This window comes from Streptococcus sp. k-628, assembly GCF_013277475.1.
GTDB lineage: Bacteria > Bacillota > Bacilli > Lactobacillales > Streptococcaceae > Streptococcus.
In genome coordinates, this window is record NZ_VMMZ01000086.1 from 1 (window position 1) to 9,831 (window position 9,831).

A 9,831-nucleotide genomic window follows, 5' to 3' on the forward strand; every position below is an offset into this window, starting at 1 on the left:
ATTTTCATTGAGTATAAAAGAATAGAAAAAAGAAGTTGAGAATAATCCCAACTTCTTTTATTTCTTAACGTGATACGCGACGACGAGCTGCTTTTTTACGGTTTTCTTCGATGAAAGCTGCTTTTTGTTCCTCTGGTTCAATCACTTTCTTTTTAAATGCGTATACTGCACCTGCAACGGCAGCGACAGTTCCTGCGACACCTGTTACAAGACCTTTAGCGAATCCTTTAGCCATGAGTCTTCCTCCTTTATATTCTCAATCAGCCAGCCTCCTCAAGAGGTCACATTTTTCTGACTGACCTTTTTGTGTTATAATAATAGTAACGAAAAAATGGGAATTTTTCAAGGAAAAAAGATGAAAACAAAAATAATTGTGATTGTTGGACCGACTGCAGTTGGAAAAACAGCCCTTGCCATTGAAGTGGCCAAGCGTTTTAATGGCGAAGTGGTTAGTGGAGATAGCCAACAAGTCTATCGAGGACTTGATATTGGGACGGCTAAGGCTAGTCCAGAAGAGCAAGCAGCTGTTCCCCATCATTTAATCGATGTTAGAGAGGTAACCGAGTCTTACTCGGCTTTTGATTTTGTTTCAGAAGCTAAGATGGCTATTGAGGATATTCACAGTCGTGGCAAGCTAGCCATTATCGCCGGTGGGACTGGACTTTATATCCAGAGCTTGTTAGAAGGTTACCACCTGGGTGGGGAGACTCCCCATGAGGAGATTTTGGCCTATCGGGCTAGCTTGGAGCCTTATACGGATGAGGGATTAGCCCATTTGGTAGAGCAAGCAGGCCTTGAAATTCCCCAGTTTAATCGTCGTCGTGCTATGCGTGCCTTGGAAATTGCCCATTTTGGTCAGGATTTGGAAAATCAAGAGAGTCTATATGAACCGCTGATTATCTGCTTGGACGATGAGCGCAGTCAATTATATGAACGAATCAATCATCGAGTGGATTTGATGTTTGAGGCTGGGCTTTTGGATGAGGCTAAGTGGCTCTTTGACCATTATCCAGATGTGCAGGCAGCCAAGGGCATTGGCTACAAGGAACTCTTTCCGTATTTTCGTGGGGAGCAGACTTTGGAGGAAGCTAGTGAGAGTCTCAAACAGGCTACCCGTCGTTTTGCCAAGCGTCAGTTGACCTGGTTCCGTAACCGCATGCAGGTAAACTTTTATCAGATTGGAGAATCTGGTGTGCAAGACCGCATTTTAAGCCAGATAGAGGAGTTTTTAGATGATTGAAACGGAGAAAAAAGAGGAGCGAGTCCTGCTGATTGGTGTGGAATTGCAGGGTATGGACAATTTTGACCTCTCCATGGAAGAATTAGCCAGTCTAGCCAAGACAGCTGGGGCAGTCGTTGTAGATAGCTACAGACAAAAACGTGAAAAGTATGACTCAAAGACTTTCGTAGGCTCTGGTAAGTTGGAAGAAATTGCGCTCATGGTGGATGCAGAAGAAATCACCACTGTCATCGTCAACAACCGTCTGACGCCAAGGCAAAATGTCAATTTAGAAGAAGTTCTCGGTGTTAAGGTCATTGACCGTATGCAGTTGATTTTGGATATCTTTGCCATGCGAGCTCGAAGCCATGAAGGGAAGCTCCAAGTCCACCTAGCCCAGCTAAAATATCTCTTGCCTCGCTTGGTTGGTCAGGGGATTATGCTCAGCCGTCAGGCAGGGGGAATTGGTTCCCGTGGTCCTGGTGAAAGCCAGCTGGAGCTGAACCGTCGTAGCGTTCGCAATCAAATCACGGATATCGAGCGCCAACTCAAGGTTGTTGAGAAAAATCGGGCGACTGTCAGAGAAAAACGTCTGGAGTCGATCACTTTTAAGATTGGTTTGATTGGTTACACCAATGCTGGGAAGTCAACTATAATGAACAGCTTGACCAGTAAGACCCAGTATGAGGCTGATGAGCTCTTTGCGACTCTGGATGCGACGACTAAGAGTATCCATCTGGGGGGCAATCTTCAAGTAACTTTGACAGATACCGTGGGCTTTATCCAAGATTTGCCGACAGAGCTGGTGTCCAGTTTTAAGTCAACCTTGGAAGAAAGCAAGCATGTAGACCTTCTGGTTCATGTTATCGATGCCAGCAATCCTTACCACGAAGAGCATGAAAAAACAGTCTTGTCCATCATGAAAGATTTGGATATGGAAGATATTCCTCGCCTGACCCTTTATAATAAAGCGGATTTGGTGGAGGATTTCACGCCTACCCAAACGCCTTATGCCCTCATTTCTGCCAAGGCTGAGGATAGTCGTGAGAACTTGCAGGCACTATTTTTAGAGAAAATCAAGGATATTTTTGAATCTTTTACCCTGCGAGTGCCTTTTTCAAAGTCCTACAAGATTCATGATTTAGAAAGTGTTGCGATTCTGGAAGAACGCGATTATCAGGAGGACGGCGAAGTGATTAGAGGCTACATTTCTGAGAAAAACAAATGGAGGTTAGAGGAATTTTATGACTGATATTAAAACCTTGGCTCTAAAATATGGGGGCTATACAAGTCTGGATAAGGTCTATCTGGATCAACTTCTAGCTGGTAGAACAGAGCAGGAGCAGTTGGCACTGATCACTCCTCCGCCCAGCGTGGTCAATGCTTACTTTGCAGAACTCTACCAGAAAAAGAGTCCTGAAGCAGCGACGGATTATTTTGCGGAACTCAGTCAGGAACTGAATCTCTACAATGCTGAACCAAGTTTCACTGAAGAAAGCAAGCCTTTTATTCGGCTTAATCTGTCTGGTAAATCCTTTGGTTTTTGTTATGAGAGTGAGGGTCTGGGTCGGATTTTCTCTGAAAATGAGGAGAAGATTTCAGATGACTTGCTCTTTGAGATTGCGCAAATTTTCCCCCATCAGCTAGTCTTTGAGGAGTCTGGAAAGATTTACATGAAGGCTGTCGGAGATGAGGAAGTTGTTAGCGTAGAGAGTCTCACAACTTTGACTGATTTGGAAAGTTTGGCTGATGGTCGCAAGCGTCTTAAAGGATACAGCCAAGAGGAGCTATTACAAGAAGCTACTGCTTTTTCTGGCAAGCGCTATTTCCGATCGGAAAACCGCACAGCCATGTTATATATTGATTAATTAGAAAGTATCGAATGGATATTCAATTTTTAGGAACGGGGGCAGGTCAGCCCTCTAAAGCCCGCAATGTTTCAAGTCTCGCTCTGAAACTCTTGGACGAGATTAACGAAGTCTGGCTCTTTGACTGTGGAGAAGGTACGCAAAATCGCATTCTGGAAACGACAATTCGACCACGTAAGGTCAGCAAAATCTTTATTACCCACCTACATGGAGACCACATCTTTGGCTTGCCAGGTTTCCTTTCTAGCCGTGCCTTTCAGGCCAATGAAGAGCAGACAGATTTGGAAATCTATGGACCGCAAGGGATTAAGTCCTTTGTCTTAACCAGTCTTCGTGTGTCAGGTTCGCGTCTGCCTTACCGTATTCATTTTCATGAGTTTGACCAAGATTCTCTAGGTAAAATCCTTGAGACCGATAAATTCACGGTGTATGCAGAGGAGCTGGATCATACTATTTTCTGTGTTGGCTATCGTGTTATCCAAAAGGACTTGGAAGGAACGCTGGATGCTGAAAGACTCAGGGCGGCAGGTGTCCCATTTGGCCCACTTTTTGGGAAAATCAAGAACGGCCAGGACGTTGTTTTAGAAGATGGAACTGAAATCAAGGCGGCAGACTATATCTCAGCCCCACGTCCAGGTAAAATTATCACTATTTTAGGAGACACTCGAAAAACGGATGCCAGTGTGCGTCTGGCTGTCAATGCCGATGTCCTTGTCCATGAATCGACTTATGGCAAGGGTGACGAAAAAATTGCTCGTAATCATGGCCACTCAACCAACATGCAAGCTGCACAAGTAGCGGTAGAAGCAGGAGCCAAACGACTCTTGCTCAACCATATCAGTGCTCGCTTTCTATCAAAAGATATCAGCAAGCTCAAGAAAGATGCGGCAACTGTTTTTGAAAATGTCCATGTGGTCAAAGACTTGGAAGAAGTGGAAATCTAGCAGTCACAGAAAGGAACAGTATGCCTACTATTCTCATTACAGGAGCTAGTGGTGGTTTAGCCCAAGAAATAGTTAAACTTCTGCCAAATGACCAACTCATCTTGCTTGGTCGAAATAAGGAAAAATTAGCCCAACTCTACGGCACTCATCCCCATGCAGAATTGATTGAAATCGATATTACCGATGACTCAGCCTTAGAAACTCTGGTAGCAGAGCTCTATCTCCACTATGGCAAGATTGATGTTTTAATAAACAACGCTGGTTACGGGATTTTTGAGGAATTTGACCAGATTTCCGACCAAGATATTCACCAGATGTTCGAGGTCAATACCTTTGCTCTGATGAATCTGTCTCGTCGCCTTGCGGCCCGTATGAAAGAGAGTCGAAAAGGCCATATCATCAATATCGTCAGCATGGCAGGTTTAATCGCTACTGGCAAGTCCAGTCTCTACTCAGCGACCAAGTTTGCGGCCATTGGCTTTTCAAATGCCTTACGTCTCGAACTTATGCCCTATGGAGTCTATGTGACAACAGTCAATCCAGGACCAATCCGTACAGGATTTTTTGACCAAGCCGACCCAGATGGCACCTATCTCAAATCTGTTGACCGTTTCCTGCTAGAGCCAGATGCAGTGGCTAAAAAGATTGTCAAGATTATAGGAAAAAACAAACGAGAACTCAATCTCCCGATGTTGTTGAACCTAGCCCATAAGTTTTATACTCTCTTTCCCAAGCTAGCTGATAAGTTGGCAGGGGAGACTTTTAATTATAAATAAAAAGAACCAATATGCAGGTTGTTGCTAGCCTACATATTGGTTCTTATTATTTCTCAACTATCAAACTGGACTTCTTCTAGTAGATAGTCGATAAAGCGTTCGCCCATCTTAGAGAGGCTGGTTTTTTCATGCTGGATATAGACCAGCTCAATTGGGTCGTTAATGTCCAGTGGGATAGAAACGATGTTGTCTCCGTTGAGATTGCTGTTCAAAATCCCCGTCGCAATGGTATAACCATCCAAACCAATCAGGAGATTAAAGAGGGTAGCACGGTCACTAACCACGATGGATTTCTTGTGGTGCTCTTGGGAAAGAATTTCTTCTGAGAAGTAGAAGGAATTGTGCGTCCCTTGGTCATAGCTCAGATAAGGGAAGTTTTCCAAATCAGATAGTTTGACCTTGTCTTTCTTTGCCAGAGGATTGGTCTTGCTGACAAAGATATGCGGTTGCGCTGTGAAGAGATGGTGAGCCAGCAGGTGATTGTCATCCAGCATTTTCGTTAAAACATCACGGTTGTAGCTGTTCAAAAATAGGACACCGACCTCACTACGGAAGTTCTTGACGTCGTCGATAATTTCCCAAGTACGAGTTTCACGAAGGAAGAGCTCGTATTTTTCCATATCGCTTTTCTTGAGTAGAGAGACAAAGGCATTGACCACAAAGGCATAGTGTTGAGACGAAACGCTAAAGAGTTCGCGGTGGGCGACAGGATTTTTATAGCGTTCCTCCAGAAGCTGGGTCTGCTCGACAACCTGACGGGCATAAGAGAGAAACTCCATCCCATCACGGGTCAAGGTGATCCCCTTGGGATTGCGGATAAAGATTTCAATGCCCATTTCATTTTCCAAATCTCTCACAGCATTGGAAAGACTCGGTTGGGTGATAAAGAGTTGCTTGGCCGCCTCATTCATGGAGCCAGTTTCGACGATTTTGATAATATAATGTAATTGTTGAATTCTCATGTTTTTATTGTACCACACTTGCGTCAGAATCGCCAAAGAAGATAGGAAAATCAGGAGCATTGTGTGAGTCTCTTCTTGAAAAAAAGACAAAAATTTGCTAGAATGAGTCTTATGAAAACATTCTATGATGTGCAGCAATTCCTCAAACGATTTGGTATTATTGTTTATATGGGAAAACGCTTATATGATATTGAACTGATGAAGTTGGAACTCTCTCGGATTTACGATGCAGGGTTGATGGACAAATTAGACTATCTAGAAGCAGAAGCGGTTCTTCGCAGAGAGCACAAGGTAGAATTGGATTATATTGAGAAAAATGGAGAAAAGAACTAATGGTTACTTGGATTTTGTGGGCACTTATACTAGCAATGTTGGCGTGGATGGGCTTTAACTATTTTCGTATTCGCCGTGCGGCTAAAATTGTAGACAATGAGGAATTTGAAGCCTTGATTCGTACGGGTCAATTGATTGATTTGCGCGACCCAGCTGAATTCCACAGAAAACATATCCTTGGGGCCCGCAATATTCCTTCAAGTCAGTTGAAGACTAGTCTTGCTGCCCTTCGTAAGGATAAACCTGTCCTTCTTTACGAAAACCAACGTGCGCAACGTGTCACAAATGCGGCCCTTTACTTGAAAAAACAAGGTTTTACTGAGATTTATATCCTTTCTTATGGTTTGGATTCTTGGAAAGGGAAAGTCAAAGTTGAGAAATAAGAAAACGAGCTTGGATGTTTCCGAGCTCATTTTTTAACCACTTTTTCTGAGAAAGTCACGAATGCTTGCCAATTCTTGGGAGTTTAGGGGTCGATAGTCCCCTTCTTGAAGATTGTCATCCAAGCTCCAAGGTCCAAAATGGGTGCGTTTGAGGGAGGTCACCTTGACACCAACCGAGAGAAACATTTTCTTGACTTGATGAAATTTTCCTTCTGAAATGGTGATGGAGGCTCGACTGAGGGAAGGACTTGCAGATAGAATCTCTAGTCTTGCAGGTTTACAGACAGTACCATCTAAAAAGACAATTCCTTTTTGAAAGGCTTGGATATGGTCAGGTGTCAGAAGTCCATTAACCTCAACTCGATAAGTCTTATCGACATGATATTGGGGATGGAGGAGCTGAAAGCCCAAGGGACCGTTATCGGTCAAGAGGAGGAGGCCGGTCGTATCTCGGTCCAGTCGGCCGACGGCATAGAGCTTATCAGACTGGATGTCAGGTGACAGCAGGTCCATGACAGTTGGAAGTTCCCTGTCTTTATTGGCTGTAACGACACCAGCAGGCTTATGAAGCATAAGATAGGTATGCTCATAACCTTGAATGATTCGGTCCTGAAAAAGGAGTTCCTGTAGCCCTGTATCGATATTCTGGGCTAGGGAGCGGGCTGGGCAACCATCAACTAGAATTTCCTCTTTGAGTAAGGCTTGCTTCATGGCCTTTCGGCTAACTTTTTCTTGGGCTAATAAATTATCTAAACGCATACTGTGCCTATCTTATCATAAGTCGCTTGCTTTGAAAAGGCTTGACGTGAAAAGAAAAGCAGAGTGAAAACATTTACACTTGCTTGAGTTATGTTATTTACCTGAAATTATGGTATAATCGTTCAGTTAGAAAATAAATTTTGAATATTATAGAGGAAATCATGACAAAATTAAGAGAAGATATCCGTAACATTGCGATTATCGCCCACGTTGACCACGGTAAAACAACCCTCGTTGACGAATTATTGAAACAGTCAGAAACGCTTGATGCACGTACTGAATTGGCTGAGCGTGCTATGGACTCAAACGATATCGAAAAAGAGCGTGGAATTACCATCCTTGCTAAAAATACAGCTGTTGCCTACAACGGAACTCGTATCAACATCATGGACACACCAGGACACGCGGACTTCGGTGGAGAAGTTGAGCGTATCATGAAAATGGTTGACGGTGTTGTCTTGGTCGTAGATGCCTACGAAGGAACCATGCCACAAACTCGTTTTGTATTGAAAAAAGCCTTGGAACAAGACCTTGTCCCAATCGTGGTTGTTAACAAAATCGACAAACCATCAGCTCGTCCAGCAGAAGTAGTGGACGAAGTATTGGAACTTTTCATCGAGCTTGGTGCAGATGATGACCAGCTTGACTTCCCAGTGGTGTATGCTTCTGCGATCAACGGAACTTCTTCATTGTCAGATGATCCAGCTGACCAAGAAGCTACTATGGCACCAATCTTTGACACGATTATCGACCACATCCCAGCTCCAGTAGATAACTCAGATGAGCCTTTGCAGTTCCAAGTGTCACTTTTGGACTACAATGACTTCGTTGGACGTATCGGTATCGGTCGTGTCTTCCGTGGTACTGTTAAGGTTGGGGACCAAGTTACCCTTTCTAAACTAGATGGTACAACTAAAAACTTCCGTGTTACAAAACTCTTCGGTTTCTTTGGTTTGGAACGTCGTGAAATCCAAGAAGCTAAAGCAGGTGACTTGATTGCCGTTTCAGGTATGGAAGACATCTTTGTCGGTGAAACCATTACTCCGACAGACGCAGTTGAAGCGCTTCCAATCCTACACATCGATGAGCCAACTCTTCAAATGACTTTCTTGGTTAACAACTCACCATTTGCTGGTAAAGAAGGTAAATGGGTAACCTCTCGTAAGGTAGAAGAACGCTTGCAGGCCGAATTGCAAACGGACGTTTCCCTCCGTGTTGACCCAACTGATTCACCAGATAAATGGACAGTTTCAGGTCGTGGAGAATTGCACTTGTCAATCCTTATTGAAACAATGCGTCGTGAGGGATATGAACTTCAAGTATCTCGTCCAGAGGTTATCGTAAAAGAAATCGACGGTGTTAAATGTGAGCCATTTGAACGTGTTCAAATCGACACTCCAGAAGAATACCAAGGTTCTGTTATCCAAAGCCTTTCTGAACGTAAGGGTGAAATGTTGGATATGATTTCAACTGGTAATGGTCAAACTCGTTTGGTCTTCCTTGTTCCAGCGCGTGGTTTGATTGGATACTCAACTGAGTTCTTGTCAATGACTCGTGGTTACGGTATCATGAACCATACCTTCGACCAATACTTGCCATTGATTCCAGGTGAAATTGGTGGTCGTCACCGTGGTGCCCTTGTTTCTATCGATGCTGGTAAGGCTACAACTTACTCCATCATGTCTATCGAAGAACGCGGTACGATCTTTGTCAACCCAGGTACTGAGGTTTACGAAGGAATGATTATCGGTGAAAACTCTCGTGAAAATGACTTGACAGTTAACATCACTAAGGCGAAACAAATGACCAACGTTCGTTCAGCTACTAAGGACCAAACAGCTGTTATCAAGACACCTCGTATCTTGACACTTGAAGAGTCTCTTGAGTTCTTGAACGACGATGAGTACATGGAAGTAACGCCTGAGTCTATCCGTTTGCGTAAACAAATCCTTAACAAGGCAGAGCGTGAGAAAGCTAACAAGAAGAAAAAATCAGCTGAATAAGAGCTAGAAAGAGAGAAAGATGGTCTATTTAGTCCTAGGGATTTTACTGCTCCTACTTTATGTATTTGCGACACCAGAAAGCATTAAAGGGACAGTCAATATCGTCGCTATGGTAGGTATTTTAGTGGCACTCTTGGTTTTGTTGGCTCTATCTTTTCTGAAAATTTTTCAATTACCAACAGAAATATTCCTAGCAATAGCAATGTTAATCCTAGCTTACTTTAGTGTGAGAGACATCACACTCATGCCAGTCAAAAAAAGTAAAAGAAGATAAAAAAGAGAGTTTCGGCTCTCTTTTTTTGGTAGGAATTTTACAATAGTTTGAATTGTTTTTTTACTATAACATCATCTCTTTTGCTTGGATAATATGAATGGGAAAAACTGGAATAAAATTCGTTAATGACATCTATTTTTTGGGGAACTGTAAAATTCTATTACTAATAATATTTTAGTAAAATATGTTGATAAATTATATAGAAAGTGATATACTTAAGTTATAAGAAATCGTTTTCAAAATAAGAAAAGATTAAATTCATACTCAATGAAAATCAAAGAGCAAACTAGGAAACTAGCCGCAGGTTGCT

12 protein-coding genes are annotated in these 9,831 nt (G+C 43.0%); 9 read left to right on the forward strand and 3 right to left on the reverse strand.

The genetic code is table 11. The features are described from left to right. Positions 1-64: 64 nt before the first annotated feature. The gene (locus HT730_RS09295) at positions 65-235 is read right to left on the reverse strand and encodes a DUF3042 family protein (protein WP_001051780.1); all 171 of its coding nucleotides are present in this window, start codon (positions 233-235) and stop codon (positions 65-67) included. Between the two features lie 120 nt (positions 236-355). Between HT730_RS09295 and miaA the strand changes: the two genes are divergently transcribed. The 5 genes from miaA to HT730_RS09320 are packed head-to-tail and all read left to right on the forward strand — an operon-like array spanning position 356 to position 4,807. Continuing rightward, the gene (gene miaA, locus HT730_RS09300; protein ID WP_173307418.1) at positions 356-1,240 is read left to right on the forward strand and encodes a tRNA (adenosine(37)-N6)-dimethylallyltransferase MiaA; all 885 of its coding nucleotides are present in this window, start codon (positions 356-358) and stop codon (positions 1,238-1,240) included. Then, positions 1,233-2,471: a GTPase HflX gene (gene hflX / locus HT730_RS09305; RefSeq protein WP_173307419.1), complete on the forward strand. Its 1,239-nt coding sequence runs from the start codon at positions 1,233-1,235 to the stop codon at positions 2,469-2,471. The genes miaA and hflX overlap by 8 nt, the downstream gene beginning before the upstream one ends. Next, positions 2,464-3,087 carry a cystathionine beta-lyase gene (locus tag HT730_RS09310; RefSeq protein ID WP_173307420.1) on the forward strand — a complete coding sequence of 208 codons (624 nt, stop codon included), beginning with the start codon at positions 2,464-2,466 and terminating at the stop codon, positions 3,085-3,087. The genes hflX and HT730_RS09310 overlap by 8 nt, the downstream gene beginning before the upstream one ends. A 14-nt stretch (positions 3,088-3,101) precedes the next feature. Next, the gene (gene rnz / locus HT730_RS09315) at positions 3,102-4,031 is read left to right on the forward strand and encodes a ribonuclease Z (RefSeq protein ID WP_173307421.1); all 930 of its coding nucleotides are present in this window, start codon (positions 3,102-3,104) and stop codon (positions 4,029-4,031) included. 20 nt (positions 4,032-4,051) lie between these two features. Further along, a complete protein-coding gene (locus HT730_RS09320; RefSeq protein WP_173307422.1) occupies positions 4,052-4,807 on the forward strand; it encodes an SDR family oxidoreductase in 756 nt (251 codons plus the stop codon). 53 nt (positions 4,808-4,860) lie between these two features. Here the strand turns inward: HT730_RS09320 and HT730_RS09325 are convergent, their stop codons facing one another. Continuing rightward, the gene (locus HT730_RS09325; protein WP_025170721.1) at positions 4,861-5,769 is read right to left on the reverse strand and encodes a LysR family transcriptional regulator; all 909 of its coding nucleotides are present in this window, start codon (positions 5,767-5,769) and stop codon (positions 4,861-4,863) included. 63 nt (positions 5,770-5,832) lie between these two features. Here HT730_RS09325 and HT730_RS09330 point away from each other — a divergent pair, with 63 nt between their 5' ends. Both HT730_RS09330 and HT730_RS09335 read left to right on the forward strand, forming a co-directional pair. After that, positions 5,833-6,102: a YqgQ family protein gene (locus HT730_RS09330; RefSeq protein WP_112443446.1), complete on the forward strand. Its 270-nt coding sequence runs from the start codon at positions 5,833-5,835 to the stop codon at positions 6,100-6,102. After that, positions 6,102-6,485, forward strand: a complete 384-nt coding sequence (locus HT730_RS09335) for a rhodanese-like domain-containing protein (RefSeq protein WP_173307423.1) — start codon at positions 6,102-6,104, stop codon at positions 6,483-6,485. The genes HT730_RS09330 and HT730_RS09335 overlap by 1 nt, the downstream gene beginning before the upstream one ends. 33 nt (positions 6,486-6,518) lie before the next feature. On the opposite strand, the gene HT730_RS09340 is transcribed toward HT730_RS09335, so the two are convergent. Beyond that, positions 6,519-7,244, reverse strand: a complete 726-nt coding sequence (locus tag HT730_RS09340; RefSeq protein WP_173307424.1) for a 16S rRNA pseudouridine(516) synthase — start codon at positions 7,242-7,244, stop codon at positions 6,519-6,521. A gap of 161 nt (positions 7,245-7,405) precedes the next feature. Between HT730_RS09340 and typA the strand changes: the two genes are divergently transcribed. Both typA and HT730_RS09350 read left to right on the forward strand, forming a co-directional pair. Beyond that, positions 7,406-9,247, forward strand: a complete 1,842-nt coding sequence (gene typA / locus HT730_RS09345) for a translational GTPase TypA (RefSeq protein ID WP_000164111.1) — start codon at positions 7,406-7,408, stop codon at positions 9,245-9,247. Between the two features lie 19 nt (positions 9,248-9,266). Then, positions 9,267-9,521 carry a DUF3165 family protein gene (locus tag HT730_RS09350; protein WP_173307425.1) on the forward strand — a complete coding sequence of 85 codons (255 nt, stop codon included), beginning with the start codon at positions 9,267-9,269 and terminating at the stop codon, positions 9,519-9,521. The last annotated feature ends 310 nt before the right edge of the window (positions 9,522-9,831 follow it).

Excerpts from the sequence above, each read along its gene's own strand:
- HT730_RS09340 (WP_173307424.1), bottom strand. The coding sequence starts at position 7,244 with ATGCGTTTAGATAATTTATTAGCCCAAGAAAAAGTTAGCCGAAAGGCC.
- HT730_RS09325 (WP_025170721.1), bottom strand. The coding sequence starts at position 5,769 with ATGAGAATTCAACAATTACATTATATTATCAAAATCGTCGAAACTGGC.
- rnz (WP_173307421.1), top strand. The coding sequence starts at position 3,102 with ATGGATATTCAATTTTTAGGAACGGGGGCAGGTCAGCCCTCTAAAGCC.
- HT730_RS09320 (WP_173307422.1), top strand. The coding sequence starts at position 4,052 with ATGCCTACTATTCTCATTACAGGAGCTAGTGGTGGTTTAGCCCAAGAA.
- hflX (WP_173307419.1), top strand. The coding sequence starts at position 1,233 with ATGATTGAAACGGAGAAAAAAGAGGAGCGAGTCCTGCTGATTGGTGTG.
- miaA (WP_173307418.1), top strand. The coding sequence starts at position 356 with ATGAAAACAAAAATAATTGTGATTGTTGGACCGACTGCAGTTGGAAAA.
- HT730_RS09295 (WP_001051780.1), bottom strand. The coding sequence starts at position 235 with ATGGCTAAAGGATTCGCTAAAGGTCTTGTAACAGGTGTCGCAGGAACT.
- HT730_RS09350 (WP_173307425.1), top strand. The coding sequence starts at position 9,267 with ATGGTCTATTTAGTCCTAGGGATTTTACTGCTCCTACTTTATGTATTT.
- HT730_RS09310 (WP_173307420.1), top strand. The coding sequence starts at position 2,464 with ATGACTGATATTAAAACCTTGGCTCTAAAATATGGGGGCTATACAAGT.
- typA (WP_000164111.1), top strand. The coding sequence starts at position 7,406 with ATGACAAAATTAAGAGAAGATATCCGTAACATTGCGATTATCGCCCAC.
- HT730_RS09335 (WP_173307423.1), top strand. The coding sequence starts at position 6,102 with ATGGTTACTTGGATTTTGTGGGCACTTATACTAGCAATGTTGGCGTGG.